23 protein-coding genes are annotated in these 21,882 nt (G+C 73.2%); 14 read left to right on the top strand and 9 right to left on the bottom strand.

All coding sequences use genetic code 11. From position 1 onward, the window contains the following. Positions 1-76: 76 nt before the first annotated feature. Genes O7604_RS04015 through O7604_RS04005 form a run of 3 tightly spaced genes read right to left on the bottom strand, consistent with a single transcriptional unit; the run spans position 77 to position 2,889 of the window. Positions 77-625, bottom strand: a complete 549-nt coding sequence (locus tag O7604_RS04015; RefSeq protein WP_281578891.1) for a GNAT family N-acetyltransferase — start codon at positions 623-625, stop codon at positions 77-79. A 45-nt stretch (positions 626-670) separates the two neighbouring features. Continuing rightward, positions 671-1,570 (bottom strand): aminoglycoside phosphotransferase family protein, encoded by a 900-nt coding sequence (locus O7604_RS04010; RefSeq protein ID WP_281578890.1) that lies wholly within the window; start codon positions 1,568-1,570, stop codon positions 671-673. Next, entirely contained in the window at positions 1,567-2,889 is a 1,323-nt protein-coding gene (locus O7604_RS04005) for a helix-turn-helix transcriptional regulator (RefSeq protein ID WP_281578889.1), read from the bottom strand. The genes O7604_RS04010 and O7604_RS04005 overlap by 4 nt, the downstream gene beginning before the upstream one ends. A 425-nt stretch (positions 2,890-3,314) precedes the next feature. Here O7604_RS04005 and O7604_RS04000 point away from each other — a divergent pair, with 425 nt between their 5' ends. Genes O7604_RS04000 through O7604_RS03990 form a run of 3 tightly spaced genes read left to right on the top strand, consistent with a single transcriptional unit; the run spans position 3,315 to position 4,016 of the window. Next, positions 3,315-3,545: a hypothetical protein gene (locus tag O7604_RS04000; protein ID WP_281578888.1), complete on the top strand. Its 231-nt coding sequence runs from the start codon at positions 3,315-3,317 to the stop codon at positions 3,543-3,545. Continuing rightward, a complete protein-coding gene (locus tag O7604_RS03995; protein WP_269701885.1) occupies positions 3,542-3,784 on the top strand; it encodes a DivIVA domain-containing protein in 243 nt (80 codons plus the stop codon). The genes O7604_RS04000 and O7604_RS03995 overlap by 4 nt, the downstream gene beginning before the upstream one ends. After that, positions 3,777-4,016, top strand: a complete 240-nt coding sequence (locus O7604_RS03990) for a hypothetical protein (protein ID WP_269701884.1) — start codon at positions 3,777-3,779, stop codon at positions 4,014-4,016. Before O7604_RS03995 ends, O7604_RS03990 begins: the two co-directional genes overlap by 8 nt. Positions 4,017-4,214: 198 nt before the next feature. On the opposite strand, the gene O7604_RS03985 is transcribed toward O7604_RS03990, so the two are convergent. After that, positions 4,215-4,727: a flavoprotein gene (locus O7604_RS03985; RefSeq protein WP_281578887.1), complete on the bottom strand. Its 513-nt coding sequence runs from the start codon at positions 4,725-4,727 to the stop codon at positions 4,215-4,217. A 259-nt stretch (positions 4,728-4,986) separates the two neighbouring features. Between O7604_RS03985 and O7604_RS03980 the strand changes: the two genes are divergently transcribed. Continuing rightward, positions 4,987-5,814 (top strand): SAM-dependent methyltransferase, encoded by an 828-nt coding sequence (locus tag O7604_RS03980; RefSeq protein ID WP_269701880.1) that lies wholly within the window; start codon positions 4,987-4,989, stop codon positions 5,812-5,814. 64 nt (positions 5,815-5,878) lie between these two features. Here O7604_RS03980 and O7604_RS03975 read toward each other — a convergent pair whose 3' ends face one another. Then, positions 5,879-6,646, bottom strand: a complete 768-nt coding sequence (locus O7604_RS03975) for a hypothetical protein (RefSeq protein WP_281578886.1) — start codon at positions 6,644-6,646, stop codon at positions 5,879-5,881. Between the two features lie 157 nt (positions 6,647-6,803). Here O7604_RS03975 and O7604_RS03970 point away from each other — a divergent pair, with 157 nt between their 5' ends. The 5 genes from O7604_RS03970 to O7604_RS03950 all read left to right on the top strand — a co-directional run bounded on the left by O7604_RS03970 (position 6,804) and on the right by O7604_RS03950 (position 11,093). Further along, positions 6,804-8,096 carry an AAA family ATPase gene (locus O7604_RS03970; protein WP_281578885.1) on the top strand — a complete coding sequence of 431 codons (1,293 nt, stop codon included), beginning with the start codon at positions 6,804-6,806 and terminating at the stop codon, positions 8,094-8,096. A gap of 75 nt (positions 8,097-8,171) precedes the next feature. Then, complete coding sequence (locus O7604_RS03965; protein ID WP_281578884.1) at positions 8,172-8,408, top strand: hypothetical protein; 237 nt, start codon at positions 8,172-8,174, stop codon at positions 8,406-8,408. A 56-nt stretch (positions 8,409-8,464) separates the two neighbouring features. Beyond that, entirely contained in the window at positions 8,465-8,770 is a 306-nt protein-coding gene (locus tag O7604_RS03960; RefSeq protein WP_269701870.1) for a DUF6403 family protein, read from the top strand. After that, on the top strand, positions 8,767-10,116 hold the full coding sequence (locus tag O7604_RS03955; RefSeq protein ID WP_281578883.1) for a hypothetical protein: 1,350 nt from the start codon (positions 8,767-8,769) through the stop codon (positions 10,114-10,116). Before O7604_RS03960 ends, O7604_RS03955 begins: the two co-directional genes overlap by 4 nt. Further along, positions 10,113-11,093: a hypothetical protein gene (locus O7604_RS03950; RefSeq protein ID WP_269701866.1), complete on the top strand. Its 981-nt coding sequence runs from the start codon at positions 10,113-10,115 to the stop codon at positions 11,091-11,093. The genes O7604_RS03955 and O7604_RS03950 overlap by 4 nt, the downstream gene beginning before the upstream one ends. Positions 11,094-11,120: 27 nt before the next feature. On the opposite strand, the gene O7604_RS03945 is transcribed toward O7604_RS03950, so the two are convergent. Then, positions 11,121-11,687, bottom strand: a complete 567-nt coding sequence (locus O7604_RS03945; RefSeq protein WP_269701864.1) for a snapalysin family zinc-dependent metalloprotease — start codon at positions 11,685-11,687, stop codon at positions 11,121-11,123. Between the two features lie 343 nt (positions 11,688-12,030). Between O7604_RS03945 and O7604_RS03940 the strand changes: the two genes are divergently transcribed. The 4 genes from O7604_RS03940 to O7604_RS03925 are packed head-to-tail and all read left to right on the top strand — an operon-like array spanning position 12,031 to position 16,856. Further along, positions 12,031-12,744: a hypothetical protein gene (locus O7604_RS03940; protein ID WP_281578882.1), complete on the top strand. Its 714-nt coding sequence runs from the start codon at positions 12,031-12,033 to the stop codon at positions 12,742-12,744. A gap of 13 nt (positions 12,745-12,757) precedes the next feature. Then, entirely contained in the window at positions 12,758-13,018 is a 261-nt protein-coding gene (locus tag O7604_RS03935; protein WP_269701860.1) for a hypothetical protein, read from the top strand. Then, complete coding sequence (locus O7604_RS03930; protein WP_269701859.1) at positions 13,015-13,422, top strand: hypothetical protein; 408 nt, start codon at positions 13,015-13,017, stop codon at positions 13,420-13,422. The genes O7604_RS03935 and O7604_RS03930 overlap by 4 nt, the downstream gene beginning before the upstream one ends. Positions 13,423-13,466: 44 nt before the next feature. Next, on the top strand, positions 13,467-16,856 hold the full coding sequence (locus O7604_RS03925; RefSeq protein WP_281578881.1) for an AAA family ATPase: 3,390 nt from the start codon (positions 13,467-13,469) through the stop codon (positions 16,854-16,856). A gap of 46 nt (positions 16,857-16,902) precedes the next feature. Here O7604_RS03925 and O7604_RS03920 read toward each other — a convergent pair whose 3' ends face one another. Next, positions 16,903-17,757, bottom strand: coding sequence for an ABC transporter permease (locus O7604_RS03920; protein WP_281578880.1), 855 nt, complete (start codon positions 17,755-17,757; stop codon positions 16,903-16,905). Continuing rightward, complete coding sequence (locus O7604_RS03915) at positions 17,754-18,767, bottom strand: ATP-binding cassette domain-containing protein (RefSeq protein WP_281578879.1); 1,014 nt, start codon at positions 18,765-18,767, stop codon at positions 17,754-17,756. The genes O7604_RS03920 and O7604_RS03915 overlap by 4 nt, the downstream gene beginning before the upstream one ends. 354 nt (positions 18,768-19,121) lie before the next feature. Here O7604_RS03915 and O7604_RS03910 point away from each other — a divergent pair, with 354 nt between their 5' ends. Then, positions 19,122-20,726, top strand: a complete 1,605-nt coding sequence (locus O7604_RS03910; RefSeq protein WP_281578878.1) for a hypothetical protein — start codon at positions 19,122-19,124, stop codon at positions 20,724-20,726. A gap of 63 nt (positions 20,727-20,789) precedes the next feature. On the opposite strand, the gene O7604_RS03905 is transcribed toward O7604_RS03910, so the two are convergent. After that, positions 20,790-21,773: an aldo/keto reductase gene (locus O7604_RS03905; RefSeq protein ID WP_281578877.1), complete on the bottom strand. Its 984-nt coding sequence runs from the start codon at positions 21,771-21,773 to the stop codon at positions 20,790-20,792. Positions 21,774-21,882: the final 109 nt, after the last annotated feature.

The raw sequence follows: 21,882 nt of genomic DNA, 5'->3' as shown, positions 1-21,882 counted from the left end.
GGCCGGCCCGACCGCGGCGACTTATGGCATGGCGTCACAGGCTGGAAGAGGCACTCCTGCTTGTGTTCTGAAGGCTCTAGGAGCGCAACGTGAGTACCTTCGTGCGGACCTCGAACAGAGGCGCGCCCTCGCGTGTCGGCTGGAGCCACCCGGCCGATCGCCAACCCCAGGAGTCATACGCCTGCTGGGCGGCAGTGTGGTCGGGTCGTACGAGCAGCGTGGCCCTCTCTTCCCGCCGGGTGCTCAGGAGCCGATCGTGGCGCGCCCTCGCGATACCCCGGCGTTGCCACGATCGCCGCACCACCAGTTCGCAGACCGCGTAAGTCCGTTGCCCGTCTTCGTCCATGAAGCCGTCCGGTACCGGTTCGTGGATGCCGTCCCACCAACGCGTATCGGATCCGAGCGGGAAGCCGTAGACGTAGCCGACCAACTCGTCATCGACGTAGGCCGTCACCAGCCCCCAGCTTCCCCGGGGCATGTGTGCGGCGCGCTGCTGTTCGCACCGCTCGGCCGTGTAGCGCGGGCCGTCGTCGGGGTGCGCATCGAGGTACACGTCCACAAGCTGCTCCACCAGACCCTCGGTCTCCGCTGCGGTCTGGTGCTGTGGTCGCAGATTCTCCAGCACAAGCACAGGATCCCACCGGGGCGGCAGTCGCTCGCCGAGAGGCTCTCAGACGAGATCGGCGAATGGCTTCCAACGTAGACCGTGCTCGCCTTGCGAAACTGACTGCAATCGCTTGGCAAATTCGGCCGCGACGCTCGCCGAACTCGCGAGAAGCGGCGTGGCAGCAGCGATCATTTTGAGCTCGCGGGCTTCCCGCAGAAGCGGCCAGTTGCGGTCGGACATCACGTCGTACCCGTACGCCTTGGCGAGCGCCCGATGCGCCCCGGTCTTTCCGAAGCGGGCCCCGCCCACAGCGACCGCTGCCAGGTCCACCTGCCAAGGCCCAAGACAAGTGGCGTCGAAGTCGCAGAGCAGGATGCCGCCCGATGCCTCCCGGAGCAGGTTGCCGACGTGTGCGTCCCCGTGGATGAGCGACTGCTCCGCGCGCCGGTTGAGATCGGCGACCTGCGGCTCCAAGCGGTCGCACCACGTCACCAGGTAGTCGTGGTCCTCTGCGCCCAACCCGTCGGCATCCGCCAGGCGTCGACGCGCATCCCCGATCGGATCCCAGGTGGCCAGTGGGAAGGGTGGGGGTCCGAGCGCATGAAACCGCCGCAGCACCGAGCCGAGGTCATCGACCGTCGGGGTAGGCGCGGCGGGTGCCACGTAAGTCCACACCGAGGCAACCAAGTCACCGACCGCCACTGGCTGCGGCACGCCAGGCGCCAGCCGGATCGTGGGCGCGTCCAGCTCGGCGAACCATCGCGCGAGGTGAACGACCTTCGTCATCCGGTCCCGGAGCCGGTGCGTCCGCGCGATGCGGATGACAAGCCCGGATGCCGGCAGCGCGAACACGGCGTTGTTGGTCAGCCGCAGGAGCCGAGCGTCGTCGGCTGGCACGTCGAGGCCGCCGGCGATCTCCCGCATGGCGCGGGTCATCGCTTCTTCCGAGAACCGTCCGCTCATGCCGTGGCCGCAGCTCGTGCGATGAGCGTCCGTTCGAATTCGGCAACGACGGGAAGGCGGCGGTGCCGTCCGAGATCGCGGCGCAGGTTGATTACTCGATCAACCACTCGACTGGAACTCAGCGCACGCGACTGCTCGACCACGCGCGTGCCGACAGCGACCGCCCGCTCGGGCTCATCGGTGAGGAAGAGCGCGCTGCACAAGCCGACCTCGTTCAGGACCATGCTGCGGACGTTCGCCGGGCCGAAAGCGACGATCGCCTCCTCGACGCTCCGCACCGCCTGTGCGGCGTGCGTTCCGGCCTGCCGGGCCATGTCGCGGTACACGCGGCCGTACTGGGCTAGCAGCTCGCCACGATCGTAGAAGGCCATCCAGGTCGGTTCACGCTCGGGATCCACCCGCTCGAACTGATCACTCGCCTGACCGAGAAGGCTCAGCGCGTGGCGGTGGTCGCCGAGCGCGGCTGTCGAGGCTGCCTCCGCGCCCCGGAGCAGCGCCTTCACGGCCGGGGTTGCCCGGGACCCCAGCTTTGAGTGGGCCAGCCTCAGCGCGGCCAGGGCATCCTGATTGTGTCGAAGGTGCTGTAGCTGCTTGGCCTGCGAGTAGCGGATCAGGGCCGCCAGCGGGGCATCGTCAGCGGAGATCGCGGCCCGCTCGCCGGCGGCGAAATGCCGCTGAGCGTCCGCGTGCCGTCCGGCGTCCAGCGCGGTCCAGCCGGCCAACTGACGCGCCGCCGCAACCGCCGCGACCAGGCGGGGTGTCAGCCCGGGCGCGTGTGACCAGTCGAGCATTCCGTATACCGACTCCGCGAACCGCGCGACCTCCCGATATAGCAGGCCGCCACCGCATTCGTAGTCGACCGACCGGTAGAGCTCCAGGACCGCGTTCAGCCGAGAGACGTCCGCACTGCCGATACGCCGGGGCCGGGGCTGCTCAGCGACCCCGACCAGCCCAGCTCCTGCCGACACCGCAGCGATGCCGGCCAGAAGGGTTCGTCGGCCCCGGTCTGGTGTTGCGCGGATCCCGTCGGCCGGAGCGCTGACCGGGGAGTCTGGACCGACTGAGAACCAGAGAGACCTCGGCGGGATGCGGAGCACGGTCGCCCAATGCGTCAGCCGGTCGAGATGCACCAGTGCGGGACCGTTCTCGATCCGGCTCAACTGTGCCTGCGTGATCCCCAGCCACCCCGCGACCACGCTCTGCGGCAGCGGGCTCCGCCCGTGGTACGGGTGGTGGCGGTACGCCCGGATCACCTGCCCGAGATGCCGCCGGGCCAGCGCCGTCCGTACCGGTTCATGGTCCCAGAACGAGTCGGGCACCCTGGGCGGCGTGCTGAGGCGGTCGCGTTCGGCGGCCTGGCAGGGCGCGCAGCGCCCCGTGCTGTTGTCGCGCGCCAGGCGGCCGCCGCAGCGGGGGCAGTTCGCAGGTGTCACCGGCAACCTCGCCGTTCGCGGAGAACCTGTGTCCGAAGTCGAGCCTAGCCATTCAACCCGCTCCGGAGCGGCCCGGTATACGTGCCGTGCATATGGCTCCACGTTTCGTAAGGGTGACCGAGCGTATGCGGGATGTGCATGGCGGCCACGATCATCAGGGCATGCGCCTCCTGCGGAGAAGGACTGATGGTCAGCGCATGGCCCGGGGCGGGTGCTGGGCTCCGGCGGCACCGCGTCCCCCGATCGCGGCTCCCGCCGTCCCCGCCCGCCCCGGCGCCACTCCACGAGACCCGACCCGGAGGCGCCTGCCGATGTCCGCCGTACTCGCCGACTTTCCCGTCCTCACCCCGGTCACCGACGAGGAACTGCTCGTCGCCGCGCTGGCCGTGCGCGTACACGTGCCCGAGCACTGGCCGCAGGGACCGCTGTGCCGCAGCGAGCGCGTCCCGTACCCCTGCCGGCTGGCCCGGTGGGGGAGGGCGACGCTCGCCGCGGCCGGGCTGCCCGACGAGGCCATGGCGGCCGGGACGGCGGCGTCGTGATCTACGTGACCGGCGAGCGGGTGCAGGCGTACCAGGTGCGCAGCGCCGTCTTCGACACCCGCTGGCGTGGGCTGGACCCGGCGCAGGTGCACGACTACCTGTGCCGGGTCGCCGACGAGATGGACCGCCTGCACCGGGAGCTGACCACGGCGCGGACCGAGTCGGAGCGGATTCGCCAGGCCTTGCGGCAGTGGCAGTCCCGCCACAACGGCTGCCGGCGGCGCGGCCACGATGACTGAGCCGCGCTGGATCGTCCACCTGCCGACCACGCTGGCCGGCCGGGACGCCGCCGTCGAGCTGGCCGCCGCGCTCGCCCGGTCGCTCGGGCACCTGGATGTCGTCGACTTCGGTGAGACGACGCTCAGCGAGGAGGACGCGCAGCACCTGCGGTACCGGGTCTGGTGTGACGTGCGGCTGCCCGGCGGTGGGCGCTGCGGACTACGAGATGGTCACGGCGGGGCGTGTGGGTAACGGAGCTGCGCTGAGGCCCGTGTACGTCGGGCGGAGTGCTGGACACCTGGGGACCTCACCGCCAATCGATACTCGTCGGTGCGGCACCACCAGGTCTGCCGGCTCCTCGACACTCCGGGCGAAGGCAACGACCCGAGACGAAAGAAGCGCTCCTCTGGCGCTGCGTTCCGCTTCAATCGCCAGGTGCCCCCGCTCCTGTCAGGCGCCGGTTCGGGCCGCGCGCAACACGTCGACCACCGCCGCCCAGTGGCTCGGCGTCATCTCGTCCGGTGTCCTCAGCACATCGGCGTCGTGTACCACTACTCCCGCATCGCGCAACCGCCGCAGGTTCGGCCCGTAGGCGGGGTGCGCGGCAAGCGTTGCCTTCACCCGGGGGAAGACATGTATCGGCACGCCGGTGCCGAGCAGCTCGTTGATGATTCCCAGCGCCAGCGTGTCGCTCGCCCCGGTCGCCCACTTGTTCAGCGTATTGAACGTGGCGGGCACGACTGCGGCGCCATCGGCCGGCGGGTGCGGCTCGGGATCGCCGGGTCGACGCCACTGCGCGCGTACCGGATATCCGGTTTGTTCGGCGAGCGCGTCGCAGTCGAGCCAGCTCGCGGCGATCGGGGTGGCGATCACGCAGATCCTCCAGCCGTCGGCCATCAGCAGGTCGGCGAGTTCGCCGATCCGCTGGGCCGGTGGCGCGGCGCAGACGACGAGGTAGAGCACCGGCGCTTCACTCATGCCCCACAGTCTTACCCGGCGCGTTGTCGAGAAGGGCCTGCGCTACTGGCGAATTGGTCAAGAGGGGTCCGTGCCTTGAACCTGGTCCGGGCGGCGGTCAGCGCGCTTCGGCGTGTCGGCCGGTGAACGTCCTGGTGACGGGCTCGTCCGCTGGGAGCGGTCCCAAACGGGGTGACGGTCCACCCTGTACGGTCGCTACACTCCCCGAAACACCCGGAACCGCCCACGGAGTCTGGAGACGCCAGTGACCCGCGACAAGGCCGCACCGCCCGGAATCGACGTCACCGTTCCCAGCGTGGCCCGGGTCTACGACTACTTCCTGGGCGGCAAGGACAACTTCGAGGTCGACCGGAAGGTCGCCGAGCACGCCCTGCGGATCACGCCGGACGGGCCGGCCGCCGGTCAGGCGAACCGGGCCTTCCTGCGCCGGGTGATCCGCTACCTCGTGACCGAGGCGGGCATCGACCAGTTCCTCGACATCGGGTCGGGGCTGCCGACCCAGGGCAACGTGCACGAGGTCGCCATCGAGCACAACCCGGCCGCCCGCGTCGTGTACGTGGACAACGACCCGATCGTTCTGGCACACGGGCGGGCGCTGCTCGCCGCGGAGGGCACCGCGACGGTGATCCAGGCCGACATCCGGGAGCCGGAGGAGATCCTCAACGACCCGGACGTCCGCCGGTTCCTCGACTTCGACCGTCCGATCGGGCTCCTGCTGTTCGCGATCCTGCACCACATCGGCGACGACGAGGACCCGCGATCGGTGGCGGCGGCACTGATCGACGCGCTGCCGTCGGGCAGCTATGTCGCGATCTCGCACTTCCGCGACCCGGGTGAGCGGGATCCGGAGGGCTCCCGCAAGGCCCGCGAGGTCGAGCGGGTGTTCAACGAGTCGCTGGGCACCGGCCGCTGGCGTACCGACGAGGAGATCCTCGCCTTCGCCGACGGGCTGACGGTGCTGGAGCCGGGCCTGGTGCCGCTGGCCGAGTGGCGTCCCGACCCGGACGCGCCCGCCCAGCAGCAGACCGACACCTACCACACCTTCGTCGGGCTACTCGCCCGCAAGCCGTAGGCGTCCGCTCGCGAACGCCGCGAGCCCTTCGGGTACGAAGGGCCCGCGAGCGGGTGCGGGCACGTCAGCCGGGCTCCTCGTCGCCCTCCTCGAACCGTGCCAACGCGGCGGACAGGTCCCGCAGGAACGCGTCGACTTGGGTGCGGTAGTAGCCGTGGGCGACGAGCGGCAACTCGAGCAGGGCCCGCTCGACCTGTACCTTCGTTGCGAGGCGCAGCAGGTGATCCTCCGACCGCAGCGCCTCCCGGCCCTTCTGCACGAGGGCGTCGACGGCATCCCTGTCGTATCCGCGCGCTTCGATCGGGAAGTCGGCTGAGTCGAAACGCTGCCGGACGATCTGGCGGTGGTCGATGAAACGGCTGCCGCCGTACCGGGCGAGGGCGTCGGCTACCTGGTCCGTCTTCTCCCGGACGTCGTGCACTTCGAGCAGGACCACGCAGGGCCTGTCGTCCAACGGGCTGCGGTGTGTCAGTGGAACGTCGAGGGCCGACGTGGCGGCGGGTACGAGCAGCAGCAACGGCGACGGCATCCTCTTCTCGGACAGAACCGGAGGTGGCTGGTACAGGATCAGGTGTTCGATCTCCTCCCAGGGCAGCAGCCGGTTCAGCTCGGCTGTCCGGACGGTCACGCCTTCGAAGCTGATGTGGAACCGGAACGGCCGGACCGCCTCGACGATGCCCGCGACGCCGCCGAGCAGCATGAGCGCGCCGACGACCAACCCCGAGATCAACCGAAAGGTGCTGTCGTCCAAGCCGGACAAGACCGTGCAGAGACCGAACGGCAGCAGGACGAGACCGATGACACAACCGACGCGACTGCGGTGAAGGTCCATCGTTTCACCTGCGATTCCTCCGTCGTTCCTGACCGAGAGTGTGGCAGCCGGGTGCAAGGTGATCGATGGGCGGTGATCTCCCTGCCGGCGGCGCGAGGTCCTGCCCCGGGGCGTGTTAAGAAGGGGCCCCACCGGAGACTTTGACAGGGGGTCTTCCTTGCACGAAGCCGAGCAGGTGATCCAGCGTGTGCTGCGGGATCTGCGCGACGGCACGCACCGCGGTGTCGTCGTGGACTCGCCTCCCGGCGCCGGGAAGTCCACCCTCGTGGTCCGCGCCGCCATCGAAACTGCTGCCACCGGCGACCCGCTGATGATCGTGGCGCAGACCAACGAGCAGGTCGACGACCTCATCGACCGGCTCGGCCGCAAGGCCCCGGAGCTGCGCGTCGGGCGGCTCTCCGCGACCGACTACCGGCCCACCGAGCGGGTCACCGCCCACCCGGCGGTCCGGGTCGCGGCAAAGGTGGCCGACCTGGGCGGCCCGGCGGTCACCATCGGTACGGCGGCCAAGTGGGCCACCGTCACCGAGGGGAGCTGGCCGTGGGCGATCGTGGACGAGGCGTACCAGATGCGCGCCGACGCGCTGCTGCGCGTGGCGGGGCGGTTCGAGCGGGCCCTGTTCGTCGGCGACCCCGGTCAGCTCGATCCGTTCAGCACCGTGGAGACGTTCCGCTGGACCGGGCTGACCTGGGATCCGATGCAGTCGGCGGTGGCCACGCTGCTGCGGCACAACCCGGAGCTGCCGGTGCACCGGCTTCCGGTGTCGTGGCGGCTGCCGGACTCGGCCGCGCCTGTGGTGTCCGCCGCGTTCTACCCGTTCACCGGGTTCCGCGCCGGGACCGGCCCGGCCGATCGTGCGCTGACGTTCACCGAGCCCGGCGCGGGTGACGCCTACGACGCCGCGGTCGAGCTGGCCGCCGCCACCGGCTGGGCGTTGCACGAGCTGCCGGCCCGGCACACCGTGCGTACCGATGCCGACGCCGCCGCGGCCTGCGCGGAACTGGCGCTGCGGGTGCTGGCGCGCGGCGCGGTCGCGGTCAGCGAGGCCGCCCCGGGCGGCGCGCCGGTCACCGCGGACCGGATCGCCGTCGGGGCCGCGCACCGCGACCAGGTCGCGGCCATCCGCTCCCGGCTGGGCGCGGCCGGGGCGGGCATCACCGTGGACACCGCCAACCGGCTCCAGGGCCGGGAGTACGACGTGACGATCGTGCTGCATCCGCTCTCCGGCCGGCGCGACGCGACCGCGTTCCACCTGGAGTCTGGGCGGCTGTGCGTGCTGGCGTCGCGGCACCGGCACGCCTGCGTGGTGGTGGCGCGGGCGGGGATCGGTGAGCTGCTCGATGCTTACCCGTCGACCGAGCGGGTGCACCTGGACGTACCGGTGAAGTTCCCGGACGGCTGGGAGGCCAACCAGACGGTGCTGACCCATCTCGATGCGCATCGGGCGTGACGAGGGGCCGTCGCGGCAGGATCGGCGGACCGTTCGGATCTTCCGGCGGCCACTGCCGGTGGGCACGATGTCCGGATGCATCCTCACGACCCCTACCAGCAGGATCCGTATCAGCAGCAGGCGTACCACCAGCAGCCGTACCACCCGCCGGCGTACGTGGAGCAGCCGAGCGAGGGGATGAGCAGATGGGCGATCGTGCTGTGGGTAACGGTGCCGGCGCTGCTGGTGATCCTGTGCTGTGCCGGATGTGTCATCTCCGGGTTCGCAGGCGGGTTCATGGAGGGTTTCAACGAGGGCTACGAGTCGTCGTAGGTCGCACCGGCCGCCCTCGGCGCGCGGCGCTGGCGGCGGTGCGTTAGACAGAGATCATGACGGTGAGCGTGCTGCCCTGGCTGGGCGGGGGCCTGGTGGCGGTGGCCGCCGGTTTCCTCGCCGCGTTGCTGCCCCGGCGCCGCGCCCGGGCCGAGGGCCGGCGGGTCGCCTGGTCGTCGGCGCGGGCGGCGATCCACGACGCCACCGTCAGCCGGGACGCGTCCCCGGTGACGCTGCCGGAGGCCGAGCGTCTGCTGGCCCGGGCCGAGTCGCTCGCCGCCGGGAGCGGCGGCGCGGACGCGGCCCGCGCGGCGGCCGAGCACGCCCGCCGCGCCGACGAGCTGTGGCGGGCCGGGCGATGACGAGGGCACGCCGGGAGCTGCTGCGCTGGTCGCTGCTGGCCGCCGCGGCGGCCGTGCTCGTGGTGTTCCTGGTGGCGCAGCGGCAGAGCGTCGAGGTCAGCTACGGGCGTTCCCCGTCGACCGCCGCGCTGCCCGAGGGCTCGGCGGGGGAGTTGAGCGACGCGAGCGTGCCTTCGGTCGAGGAGATGACGGCGCTCGTCGCGGCCGAACCGGTGGTCCGGCTGCCGGGGGCTGTCGCGCGCTGGGACGAGCAGCGGGTCCGGGCCGCCATCGGTGACCGGGGCACCCGGATCCTGGTCGCCCCGCCCGGTCTGGACGAGGCCGAACGCCGGCGGGTGAAGGACGTGGAGAACGCCGAGATCCGGATCGTCGGCACCGAGGTCAGCGGCGGGTTCTACGTGGCGTCGCCGGACGACGTGCCGGGCTGGCGGGCCCGGTTCGCCACCCGCGACGTGACCGGCCCGCTGCTCACGCTGCTGGCCACGCTGCACGAGCAGCCCCTCCCGCCGGACCGCGACGACCTGCGCTGGCGGGAACCGGCCGGCCCGGAGCTGGCCCCGGTGGTCGCCGCGCTGCGCACCACCGGCCGGTACGTGGGCTCCGGCGCCACGCTGAACCGGCTGCCGGAGAAGGCCGCGGGCACCGCGTTCCCGGACGGCGCCTGGTTCGTGGTGCTGCCCGCGCAGCCGTACGGGGAGCCGCTGCCCGCGTACGGGCCGGCGCTGCACCGGCTCGCCCCGGACCAGCCGCTTGTGGTGATGTACGGCGACTGGATCGAGTACCACGGTCCGGGCGCGGCGGAATTCGCCGAGGTGGCCACCGCGAGCTTCTACGCCCAGTTCGGCGCGCGGATCGGCCGATACGCCTACCCCCAGCAGAACGTGCTCGGCACGTACCTGGCCCAGGTCACCGACGTGCGGTACGCGGGGCTGTTCGACCGTCCGTTGCCGTACCGGCCGTTCGACCCGCTGCGGGTGGCGTTGCCGGCGCTGCCCTGGATCTTCGCCGCCTGCGTGGCGGGTTTCGTGGTGCTGTCCATCCGTACCGTGCGGGGGTCGGGCCGCCGTCCGGCCGATGTCGGTCCCGGTGGCACGCCGGCCCGGCTGGCCGGGCTCTCCGCGCTGGCGGTGGAGTTGTCGCTGCTCACCGACGCGCGCACGGACCCGGCGCTGGTCCGGGGCGTGGGCCGGTTGCGGGCGGCCCGGGACGCGTTCGACGAGGGGCTGCCCGACCGGCACGTACGCGAACTGCTGGCCGACGCGGCGGCCGAGCTGGACGACGTGGCCCGGGACGTGCGGATGCCCGGCTACCGGCCGGACGTCTACCTGCGGGCGAGGCTGTCGTGAGCCGCGTCGCGAACCGGCCCGAACGGGCGGCGGACCGTCGTGGCGGGACGGCGACCGGCCCGCGCCGGCTGCTCGGCCGCCTGGTCGGCACCGCGTTCGGCCGCGCGGTGCTCGCCTGCCTGGCGCTGGCCGGCTGGGCGCTGTGGACCGGCGGGATCCTGGACGGGCCGATCGCGCGGCAGGTGCGCGTCTCGTCGGTCTACGCGGCGCCGGGAGTGGACCTGGACCGGGCGGCCGCCGAACGGGTGATCGGCAACCGGCGGCTGGTGGTGCTGATCATGGAGCCCGGTGCCGACCTGCGGGAGGCGTGCGCCGACACCGAGCGCGCCGCCCAGGGCACACTGGTGCTGGCGATGAGCCGCGACGGCGAGGACTGGGACACCTACGGATGCTCCCGCCTCGGTGGCGACGGCGCCAAGGACCTCGGCCGGGCGATGGTCGCCGAGACCACCATCGGCCGGGGCGCTGATGCGTTCGTGGACCGGCCGGTCGAGGCGCTGAAGGTGATCGTGCTCAACTACGACCGGCTGGTCCGGGCCGGTCTGGTGCCGGACGGCGCCCGTACCATCAGCCCCTCGTTGCCCCGGTATCTGCTGGCCGGTGGCGCGGTGGCCGGGGTGGTCGCCGGTGCGGTGGTGCTCTGGTTCGGCGGCCGGCGGGCCGGGCGGCTGGCCGACGCGCGGCGGGCCGGGCGGGATGCGCGGGCCGACGAGCGGGCGGCGCTCGGTGCCGCCACCGCTGTTCTCGCCCAGCAGATCATCGACCTGGACGGGCACGCCGGGCCGGTCGCCCCGGCGTACCGGCGGCTGGCCGCCGACTACGTCGGCCTGCTCGACGAGGTGTCCGGGGTGGACGACGACGCCGCGGCGCTGCGCCGGCTCCGGGAGCGGGTCGAGGAGATGAGCCGCCGCGCGGCCGATCTCGCCGACGACGCCGCGCCCGGCCGGCGCGGGACGCGCGGACGGGGCCGGCGGTGACCCGCCGACCCCGTCGTCACGGCGTCGTCAGCGCTGGGCACCCACGGTCGAGGCGGCCGGCCAGCTGCCGGTGAAGACCTGGGCGGGCGTCGCGCTGCGGGCGGCGAAGCCGAACAGCGAGTCGACCCGGGAGGCCTCGGCGGAGCTGGGGTACGGGTTGGTGCAGCTCGTACCGGCGCTGCCGCCGGACATCAGGATGGCGCAGTTGCCGTTGTAGTTGTCCGGCAGGCCGAGGATGTGGCCGATCTCGTGCGTCATGATGCGCAGCGGCGAGTACTGCTGGGCCTGGTAGTAGTCGATCACCACGCGGCCGTTGCCGAGGCTGGTGCGCTGGGCGTACGAGCCGCCGCCGTAGGTGTAGGTGATCCGCAGGTTGGACCCGCACTGGGCCATGTTGATGTTGTTCGTGTAGTTGTTCCAGATCGCCGCCGCCTGCACCGCCGTGTTGGCGAACGGGCCAGCCTGGCTGATGTTGTAGCAGACGTTGCGGACGGCGGCGGAGGCCGGAGCCGGGTTGACGGCTACCGCGCCGAGCGCTGCCAGCGTCGCGGCCGCGAGGGTGGCGAGGATCCGGGACAGCTTGGGCTTACGCATGGTTCACACTCCTTGGATGGGGGGTGAGCGGAACGCCGCCAGCCTATAGATAGGCATCTATCGATATCAAGGGTTGCGGTGAACTGACCGGGCGGCGCGCCCGCGGACGTCGGCGGGCGCTCGACCTGCCGGCGGCGACCGTCGTGCACGCGCAGCGGGCTGTGGCCGGGTTGCTCCGGGCCTGACCGTCCGCCGGTGGGTGGCGCGTGAATCGGGCACAGGAACCGTCGTTCACGCCGCCGGGTATCCCCGGCTTTCCTGTCGACCTCCCGTCACGCAGGGTGTTTTTCTGATCGCTTCCGGTCGATAACGTCGGGCCAATGCCGTCGACGAAGGGCCGACGATGAACCACAACGGACACCCGCTCGACCGTCGGCGACTGCTCGCCGGCGTGGCGGCGGCCTCGGCGGTCACCGTGACCGGCCTGGCCGTCGCCTCCACCACCGGCGTTGCGGCGGCCGCACCGCGCCGCCCCGCGACTCCGCTCGTCATCCGGGACCACATCGCCACCGCCGCACTGCGCGCGCCCGGCGGGGCCGCGCTCCCGATCGCCGTCCAGGCCGACTTCCACGCCCGGCTCACCGCCTGGCTGGCGTTCTGGTCGGCGAACTCGCCGTCGGCCTGGAGCATGCCGGTGCACGTGGTCGCCCGGATCGAGGCGACCGGCGACGCGCTGGTCCTGCACGCGATCCGGCACCGCCACGACGACGAGTTGCGGGCCGGCTTCGCCGCCGACCGGCGGGACGCCACGCACCTGGCCACGCTGGCCAGCCTGCACCACCACTTCCCGAGCGTGCGGGTCCGGCCGGACGGCACGATCCGGGTCGCCGACGGACCCGCCGGGTTCAGCGGCGCACCGGAACAGGTCGCCTTCGCGGTCGCCGCCTGCCGCGAGCTGTGGGGCGACGCGGCGACGACCGCCGACCGCTGGGCGGAGCACGCCGCCCGGGTGCTCGCCCGAGCCGGGCACCGCACCGACGCCGCCTCGCACGCCGGCTGGGCGGCCTTCACCCGCACCAGCCTGCGCCGCGGGCTGGGCACCGAATCGTACGAGTGACCGGAGGAAACACATGGCCCGCAACGAGTTCCGCTTCGTGGTCGACGGCGTCGACCTGAGCCCCGAGCAGCAGTCCCTGATCGGCGCGGAGATCCAGAAGGCCGGCCTGGCCGCCCTGCGTACCGCCGACGCCAAGCTGACCACCCCGCTGACCCTCGGCCACGGCAACATCAAGCTGCGTCCCGAGTGGCACGGGCTCTGGGTCATCGACGGCCCGCTCGCCCAGGAGCTCGGCCAGAGGATCAACGACTTCGGATTCTGGATCCAGCGGTGACTGATGTCGCCCGGCCGGCCGGCACGCCGGAGCGGATGTGCCCGAGCACCCCGGCGTCGAACGCCACGGTGTTCCTCGGCATGATCACTCCGGCGGGCCGGGTGGCCTACGTGACCCCGGCCGTGCCGGCCGAGGTGGCACTCGCCGGGCTCGGTGACTCCGACGAGCCGATCGAGTCGCGTGCCCGGCTCGCCGGCCCGTGCGTCACCTCGTCCTGTGGCTTCTGGACCGGCTCGCACTGCGGACTGGGCGCCCGGATGGCCGCCTCGTACGCCGAGGTCGCCCCGCCCGCCGAGGAGGCGCTGCCGAAGTGTGCCATCAGGCGTACCTGCCGGTGGTTCGCCGAGCAGGGACCGGCGGCGTGCCCGGCGTGCGCCCACGTGGTCACCGACGCGCGGCTCTGAGGGCTCCCGCTTTTGTCGGACCCTTCGACTAGCGTCGTGAGGTCATGGAGCCGCGGTTCGGGCCGGAGCTGATCGGGCGGGAGCATCCCGCTGCCCTGCTGCGCGCCGAGGTGGCCCGGCTGGTCGACAGCCACGGCGGTCTCGTCCTGGTCACCGGCGAGCCGGGCATCGGCAAGACCACGCTGGTCTCGGCCGCCGCCGACGAGGCCCGCCGCAGCGGGGCGCTGGTGCTCGGCGCCGCCTGCTGGGACTCCGACACCGCCCCCGACTACTGGCCCTGGGTGCAGGTGCTGCGCCGGCTGGCCCGATCCGCCGGCGACCCGAGCGGGGTGCGGGAGGCCGCCGCCGCGGGCCTGGCGGCACTGCTGGGCGAGCGCGCGGCAGGCGACGCCACCGAGCCGGGCGACGCCACCGAGCCGGGCGACGCCACCGAGCCGGGCGGCGCGACGGACCAGGGCGACGCGACGGACCAGGGCGACACGTCCGCGCCGGGCGAGGCCGGCCGGGCCGAGTTCAACAGGCACGACGCGGTGACCGCCGCGCTGGTCGCCGTCGCCCAGCACCGGCCGGTCGTGCTGGTCTTCGACGACCTGCACTGGGCCGACCCGGCGTCGCTGCGGCTGCTCCAGTTCGTCACCCAGCACGCCTGGTTCGAACGGCTGCTGCTGATCGGCACCTACCGGGACGCCGAGGTCGAGTCCGGCGAGCACCCGCTGCGCCCGTGGCTGCTGCCGCTCACCGCCAAGGCCACCACCGTCACGCTCGCCGGGCTGGACCGCGCCGAGGTGGCCGCGCTGATGGCCCGCACCGCCGGCCGGGAGCCCGCCGCGGATCTGGTCGCGGAGGTGCACCGGCGCACCGGCGGCAACCCGTTCTTCGTGGAGCAGACCGCCCGGCTCTGGCACACCCACGGTCTCACCGACACCATCGCCCCCGGCGTACGGGAGGTGGTGCGCCGCCGGCTCGACCAACTGCCCGCCGCAGTGGTCGAGGCCCTCACGGTGGCCGCCGTGCTCGGCCGCGAGTTCGACAGACGGACGCTCGCCGCCTGCGTACCCGCTCCGGTCGCGCAGGTCGACCGGCTGCTCGGCCGCGCCGCCGCAGCCCGGCTGGTGCTGCCCCGCGACGGCGGCCGGTTCGTCTTCGTGCACGACCTGGTCCGCGAGACGCTCTACGACGGGCTCGCCGACGACGAACGGCGGGCCCGGCACGCGGCTGTGGTCCGGGCCGTCTACGAATCGGACGCGCTCGCCGGTGCACTCAGCCCGGCCCACCTGGCCCGGCACGCCTGGCTGGCCGGCGCCGAGCTGGACCCGGAACGCGCCGGTGACCTGCTGGTGGCCGCCGCCCGCGACGCCGGGGGCCGGATCGCGGTGGACGAGTCGGTACGGCACTACCGGCGCGCGCTCGAACTGACCGGCGAGCCCGGCCGGCGGGTCCGGGTGCTGCTGGAGCTGGCCGGGCTGCTGCACCACGCCGGCCCGCCGGCCGAGGTGGAGCGGCTGCTGGCCGAGGCCGCCGCGCTGGCGAGGGAGCTGCCCGATCCCGGCGCGCTGACCCGGGTGGCGCTCATCGCGCACCGGCAGCACTCCGCCACCCGCCGCCGGCTCGACGCCGCCGAGCTGGTCCGGGAGGCGTACCGGCGGTTGATCGCGGAGCCGGATCCGGAACGGCCGGTACGCGCGCTGGTCACCGACCTGATCACCGCCACCGAGACGCTCGCCCGGCACGGCCGCGACGACGAGGCGCTCACCTTCAGCCTGTGGGCCCGCCACGACACGACATGGGGTCTCGGCACCGCGCAGGAGCGAGCAGTGGTCACCGCCGAGATCCGGGAGGTGGCCCGCCGCAGCGGCGACCGGGAGACCGAGCTGTGGGCCACGGCGCTGCGCTGGGTCGCGCTGCTGGAGCTGGGCGATCCGGGTTACCGGCAGGAGCTGACCGCGTTCGTGACCGGCGCGCGACGCGACGACGTGGCCCGGCAGCGGGTGGCGGCGATCGCGGACACCGCCATCATCGCCGCCTTCCAGGGCGACCTCGCCGCCGCCGAGGCGGGCTTCGCCGAGGCGGAGAGCTACCGCGAGCCGGGGCACTCCGACCACGCGTTCATGACGCACCACATGCGCTGGTCGATTCTGCTGCTGTACGGCCGCCTCGCCGAGGCCGAGGCGGTGCTCGACCGGGTGGGCGCCGGGCACCCGCAGGTCGAACTGCTCCGGGCGATCACCGCGGCCGAGCGCGGCGACGCGGCCAAGGTGCTGCGGCTCACCGCCGCGATCGAGGCCGCGGGCACCGCGTACCCCCGGTCGGTGTCGCCGTTGTGGCTGCGCCTGCGGGCGCAGGCGGCGGCCGTGGACGGCGACCCGGCGCGGTGCGCGGCGGTACGGGCCGACCTGGCCCCGCACCGCGGGCAGTGGGCGGCGGCGTTGTTCGGCTGCGACATCGGCGGCCCGGTCGACCTGTGGCTGGCCGGTGTGGACGCGGCCGAGGGCCGGTGGGACGACGCGATCGACTGCTACGCGGCGGCCCGGGACGCCGCCGACCGGCTGGGCGCCCGGCCCTGGTCGGTGCTGGCCCGGGCCGGTCTGGTGGGCGCGCTCGCCGGGCGAAACGGGCCGGGCGACGCGGCCGAGGCGCGGCGACTGCGGGCCGAGACGGTGGCCGAGGCGCGGACGCTGGGCATGGTCCAGGTGGTGGACCGGCTGGGTGCGGCGGATCCCGCCCCCGCGGCGGCGTCCGCAGTGGTCGCGCCCCCGGCCGCCCGGCTCGGCGCGGGCGTTCCGGCGCTGGTCGCCGCGTCGTCGCCGGCCGGCCGCCGGACCGCGTCGGGCCTGTCCCGGGCGGGTGTGGTGTACGGGCGGCCGCCCGACCCCGGCGCGGACGTCATCCGGCCCGAGTTCCGTCCGGACGGGCCGGTGTGGCGCCTCGCGTACGACGGCGTCGTGGTGCACCTGCCCGACGCCAAAGGGCTGCACGACCTGCGCCTGCTGCTGAGCCGTCCCGGCACGGACGTGCCCGCCGTCGAACTGCTCGACCCGGCGGCCGGTCCGGAACTCGTCGCCGCGCGCCGCCTCGGTGCCGATCCGGTGCTCGACGACGAGGCGAAGGCCCGCTACCGCCGGCACCTGCGGCGGCTCGACGACGAGATCGATCGGGCGGCGGCCCGGGACGACGGGCGGCGGCTGGCCGAACTGGACGCCGAGCGCGCGGCGCTGCTCGACCAGTTGCGTACTGCCGCCGGGCTGGCCGGGCGCGGCCGGCGACTCGGTGACCAGGCGGAACGGGCGCGCAAGGCGGTGACCGGGCGGATCCGGGACACCCTGCGCCGCATCGACGAGCGGCATCCGGCGCTCGCCGCGCACCTGCGCGAGTCGGTCACCACCGGCGGTGCCTGCCGCTACCGGCCGGCCGAGCCGGTGCCCTGGCGGCTCTGACCACCGACGGTGGCGGGGCCGAGTGGACCCCGCCACCGCCGTCGCGTCAGCGGCGGTTGTAGCGGTACATCGTCAGCGTGCCGAAGACGACCACGAAGAGGGCGCTCCAGAGCAGCATCCACATGGTGCTCGGGCCGTCCATCGAGCCGGCCATCGCCGCGCGGACCGAGGTGACGAGCTGGGTGATCGGGTTGATCTTGACGAACGCCTGCAGCCAACCGGGCATTGTCGACGGGTCGACGAACACGTTGCTCAGGAACGTCAGCGGGAACAGCACCATCATGCTGGTCCCCATCACCGACTTCTCGCTGCGCAGCACCAGGCCGAAGAACGTCCACACCCAGGAGAACGCGAACGAGAAGACCACAAGCAGCCCGATCCCGGCGAGCACCCCGAGCAGCCCGCCGTCGGGACGGAAGCCGAGCACCACGCCCACGGTCAGGATCACCACGGCGGCCAGGACGTAGCGCAGCACGTCGCCGAAGATCATCCCGACGAGCGCCGCCGGCCGCCAGACCGGCAGCGTACGGATCCGGTCGAAGACGCCCTTCTCGATGTCGCTGTTCAGCCCCACCCCGGTGTACATGGTGATCATCACGACGCTCGTGACCATGATGCCGGGCAGGAAGAACTGGAGGTACGCACGCGGGCTGTCGGCGAGCGCGCCACCGAACAGGTACGTGAACATCAGCACCATGATGATCGGGAACGCGGTCACGTCGAACAGCTGCTCCGGCACGTGCTTGATCTTCAGCAGCGCGCGCCAGCCGAACGTCAGCGACGCCGACAGCGCGCTGGGCCGGGCCGGCCGCTCGGCCGGGGCGAGCACGGTGGCCAGCGCCTCGGCGGACGGCATGTAGACGGACGGCGACCGCCCGGTGCTGATCGCGGTGTCGCTCATCGCGCCGCCTCCAGTTCGTCGTCCCGCTCGTCCGCCGGGACGGCCGGGTGGTCGGTCAGGGCCAGGAACACCTCGTCCAGGCTGGGCTGGCCGAGGGAGAAGTCGTCCACCACGATGCCGGCGGCGGCCAGCTCACCGAGCGCCCGGGCCGCCTGCGTGCCGGCCTCCAGGTCGGTGCCGTGCTCGCCGACGCGGGCGGTCAGCGCCGCCGGGTCCGCGGCGAGCTGCACCGGTACGCCGAGCGACGCCCGCAGCACCTGCTCGGCCTGCGGCCGCTGCTCCGGATCGCGCAGCCGGATGTGGACACTGCCCGCGCCGATCGACGACTTCAACTCGCCCGGGGTGCCCTCCGCGATCACCCGGCCGTGGTCGACCACAGCGATCCGGCCGGCGAGCTGGTCCGCCTCGTCGAGGTACTGCGTGGTCAGCAGCACCGTCGTGCCGTACGCCACCACCGCCCGCACGATCGCCCACACCTGGTTGCGGCTGCGCGGGTCCAGCCCGGTGGTCGGTTCGTCGAGGAACAGCAGGTCCGGCGTGTTGAGGATGCTCGCGGCGATGTCGATGCGCCGCCGCATCCCGCCGGAGTACTTCTTCACCTGCCGTCCCGCCGCCTCGGTCAGCCCGAACGCGGCGAGCAACTGCTCGGCCCGGTCCCGGGCGCCGGACCGGCCCAGCCCGAGCAGCCGGCCGAGCAGGACCAGGTTCTCCGCGCCGGTCAGGTCCTCGTCCAGCGAGGCGTACTGGCCGGTCAGGCTCACCCGGGCGCGCACCGCGTCGGCCTCGCGCACCACGTCGTGCCCGAAGACCCGGGCCGTGCCGCCGTCCGGCCGCAACAGCGTCGCCAGCACGCGTACGGCTGTGGTCTTCCCGGCGCCGTTCGGGCCCAGTACGCCGTAGACGGTTCCGGCGGGAACCCGCAGGTCCAGCCCGTCGAGTGCCCGGGTCGAACCGAAGGACCGGACCAGGCCCTCGGCCTCGACGGCCAGGCCGGTGTTCCGGTTGCTCATGAATCGCTACCTCTCTCGTCGGTGTCTCGACAGGCGTACGGGCGTGCCGCCAGACCGATCGCCTGTTTCAACGAGGCCGGGATGCTGTGGTGTTGTGCCGGCCTCACCTCTCAGGCGCCAGACGGCCCGCCAGATCCGATCTGGCGGTGGGTGGATCCCCGGCCGACGGTGGCCGGTACGGGAGGAAGGCGGGTTATGACCGTTCCCGCAGCGGTCCGCCGGATGACCGGTCGCGGACAGCGCCCGATCGATCGTCTGCCATATGCTGCGCCGACATCCGACGCACGGGGGGCGTGTCCTGGTTGTGGTGACGCGGACGCCTCTTGAGCGCATTGAAACCGAGAGGGGTCCACCGTGTCCATCGTCCGAAGAGTGCTCGGCGCACTCACCGTGGCGGCCCTGGCCGTCACCGCCGCACCCGCCGCAGCCGGCGCGGCCGAGGAGCCGACAGGTGTCCTCCACCTGACCGTCATCGCGCCCGACGGCACCCCGAGCCCGGGCAGTGTCGACGTGGTGGCCGCGGACAGCAGCTACCACGTCCAACTGCTCCAGTTGGACGAGTCCGGGCAGCTGCGCGTGGAGGTGCCGGCCGGCGACTACAAGGTCGCCATCAGTCCCGGGTACGTCGACCCCGACCTGCCCGACGACTCGCTGCGGCAGTGGGTGCCGGGCCGGACGGACTGGGCGGGGGCCGGAACGGTCCGGGTGTCCGCGGGGGGCACGACGGACGTCTCCGAGCGCCTGCTCACGCCCAGTCCGTTGACCCTGCGGGCGCGTGACGCGGTCACCGGCGCCCCGATCGACCGCGTCTGCGTGTACGTCGACACCCGCCGCAACCTGTGCGACGACGGTGAGGTGACAGTGCCGCCACTCGTCCCCGGTCCGCAGGAGGTATGGGTCTACACCGACGGTGATTCCCACCTGCCCCGCGACGCTACCGTGACCGTGCTGGCCGACGGCAGCGGCAGCGCGGTGGTCGACCTGACCCCGGCCGCGCACGTGGTGTCCCGGGTGGTCGACGCGGCGACCGGCGCAGCGGTCGCCGGGGCCTGTGTGACGCCGGCGCCCGCCGGGACCGGCGAACTACCCCACAACCCGGGACGGTACTGCTCCGACGCCTCCGGGAACGTCCGCGTCGGCCTGGTGGCGGCCGGTTCCTGGAACCTGTTCGTCCGCCCCGCCGGCGGATCGGCGTACGGCGCGCAGTGGGTCGGCGCGACCGGCGGCACCGGCGACGCGAAGCAGGCCCGGGTGGTCACCCTCCGCGCCGGGCAGACGGTCACCGTGCCCCCGATCCGGCTCGACCGCGCCGGTGTCGTCACCGGCACCGTGACCAGCGCGGCCACCGGCAGGCCGGCGACCTCCGGCACCGTGACGCTCGCGCCCGAGTCGGGCACCTTCCTGCATTGGGGAGTGGAACTGGACGCGCAGGGCCGCTACCGGATCGACTGGCTCGGCCCGTACGCCTGGCCGCTGCTGTTCACCACCGCCGACAACGCCACCCAGTGGTCCGGCGGGTTCGCCCTGCGGGGCAAGGCCGTGCCGGTCACGGTCCGGGCCGGCTCCACCACCGTCTACAACCTTGCCGTACGGCGGGGCGTCCTGGTCACCGGCCGGCTCGTCGACCCGGAGGGCCGCCCGGTGGACGCCGAACTGACGGTGCGCAACGCGCGTACCCGTGAGGTCATCGGATACACGTTGGATCTGAATCCCGACGGTGAGTACGCGCTGCGCGTGCTCGGTCCCCAGCCGGTCACCGTGGCGTGGCTGTGGACGCCGCCCTACGTCAACTACGCCGGCTGGTACGACGGCGCGACCCGCCCGGCCGACGCCACCGAGGTGGCCCTGCCGGGTACCGGCACCCTGCGGCTCGACGTCGAGGTCGACCGGTTCCCGGCCGGTTCAGCGGCGCGGAACAGCTCAGCGGCACCGGCCGGTTCAGCGACGCGAGCCGGTTGAGCGACGCGAGCCGGTTGATCGGCGCGGGCCGGGTGGCGTGTGAGCCACCCGGCCCGGCACCGGTCAGTGCGCCGAGTCCAGCCGGGTCCGCTGCTCGGCGGTCAGCTCCAGGTCGACGGCGGCCAGGCTCTCCTCCAGTTGCGCCACCGAGGAGAAGCCGACGAGCGGAATCGACGGGATGTCCCCACCCGTCAGCCAGGCCAGTACCACCTGGTTGACTGTGGCGCCGGTCTCGGCAGCCACCGCCCGCAGCGCCTCCAGCCGGGCCGGGGTGGCCGGCAGCGCGTACTCCTCGGCGAGCCGTTCCGGCCGGACGTACGCGCCCTTCAACAGCGGCGAGTACGCGACCAGCGTGAGCTGCGGCTCGGTGCGCAGGTAGCTGAGCAGGTCCGGCCCGACCCAGCCGACGTCCCCGTCCCGGTCCAGCTCGCTCGGCACGTCCAGGCGCCGGGGCAGGTAGCTGCGGTGGTACTGGAGCACCTCGTACCCGGGCAAACCGGCCGAGGCGGCGAGCGCGCGGGCCCGCTCCACCCGCCAGGCGCGGTGGTTGCTGGCGCCCAGCAGCCCGACCGTGCCCTCGGCCACCAGCTCGGCGAAGCCCTCCACGGTCTCCTGCAGCGGCACCGTGTGGTCCTCGATGTGGGCGTAGAGCAGGTCGAGCCGCTCGACGCCGAGGCGCTCCCGGCTGCGCTCGGCGGACTCGCGGATCACCTTCGCCGACAGCCCTTCCGGGTTGTCGACGTAGCTGGTGCCGGGGGCGAGCGGACGGGCGCCCAACTTCGTCGCGATGACCACCTCGTCGCCGATCCCGCGGCTGCGCCGCCAGCGGCCGAGCAGCTCCTCGCTCTCGCCACCCTGGCCCCCGTTCTGCCAGAAGGCGTAGTTGTCCGAGGTGTCGATGAAGGTGCCGCCCGCCTCGACGTACCGGTCGAGGATGGCGAACGAGGTGGCCTCGTCGGTGGCGGTGCCGAACAGCATCGCGCCGAGACTGAGCACGCTGACCTCGCGGCGGGTGGCCGGGTCCGTGCCGATGGTGCGGTAGCGCATGTCTTCCTCCCCGTCGGAGCTTTGCCAGCCACCCTGCCCCTTCGAGTGCGCGCGAAGTCAACAGCGGAGGGGCCCCGAGTCTCCCCGGGGCCCCTCCGACGTGTGACTG

Source organism: Micromonospora sp. WMMA1947 (assembly GCF_027497355.1).
Classification (GTDB): Bacteria; Actinomycetota; Actinomycetes; order Mycobacteriales; family Micromonosporaceae; genus Micromonospora.
This window is presented reverse-complemented; position numbering and strand designations above follow the sequence as displayed.

Bases quoted from the DNA above. Each gene is read 5' to 3' on its own strand.
- O7604_RS03960 (WP_269701870.1), top strand. From the start codon at position 8,465: ATGACGGTGAGCGTGCTGCCCTGGCTGGGCGGGGGCCTGGTGGCGGTG.
- O7604_RS04010 (WP_281578890.1), bottom strand. From the start codon at position 1,570: ATGAGCGGACGGTTCTCGGAAGAAGCGATGACCCGCGCCATGCGGGAG.
- O7604_RS03955 (WP_281578883.1), top strand. From the start codon at position 8,767: ATGACGAGGGCACGCCGGGAGCTGCTGCGCTGGTCGCTGCTGGCCGCC.
- O7604_RS03935 (WP_269701860.1), top strand. From the start codon at position 12,758: ATGGCCCGCAACGAGTTCCGCTTCGTGGTCGACGGCGTCGACCTGAGC.
- O7604_RS03915 (WP_281578879.1), bottom strand. From the start codon at position 18,767: ATGAGCAACCGGAACACCGGCCTGGCCGTCGAGGCCGAGGGCCTGGTC.
- O7604_RS03990 (WP_269701884.1), top strand. From the start codon at position 3,777: ATGACTGAGCCGCGCTGGATCGTCCACCTGCCGACCACGCTGGCCGGC.
- O7604_RS03925 (WP_281578881.1), top strand. From the start codon at position 13,467: ATGGAGCCGCGGTTCGGGCCGGAGCTGATCGGGCGGGAGCATCCCGCT.
- O7604_RS03920 (WP_281578880.1), bottom strand. From the start codon at position 17,757: ATGAGCGACACCGCGATCAGCACCGGGCGGTCGCCGTCCGTCTACATG.
- O7604_RS03940 (WP_281578882.1), top strand. From the start codon at position 12,031: ATGAACCACAACGGACACCCGCTCGACCGTCGGCGACTGCTCGCCGGC.
- O7604_RS04000 (WP_281578888.1), top strand. From the start codon at position 3,315: ATGTCCGCCGTACTCGCCGACTTTCCCGTCCTCACCCCGGTCACCGAC.
- O7604_RS03975 (WP_281578886.1), bottom strand. From the start codon at position 6,646: ATGGACCTTCACCGCAGTCGCGTCGGTTGTGTCATCGGTCTCGTCCTG.
- O7604_RS03905 (WP_281578877.1), bottom strand. From the start codon at position 21,773: ATGCGCTACCGCACCATCGGCACGGACCCGGCCACCCGCCGCGAGGTC.
- O7604_RS03945 (WP_269701864.1), bottom strand. From the start codon at position 11,687: ATGCGTAAGCCCAAGCTGTCCCGGATCCTCGCCACCCTCGCGGCCGCG.
- O7604_RS03965 (WP_281578884.1), top strand. From the start codon at position 8,172: ATGCATCCTCACGACCCCTACCAGCAGGATCCGTATCAGCAGCAGGCG.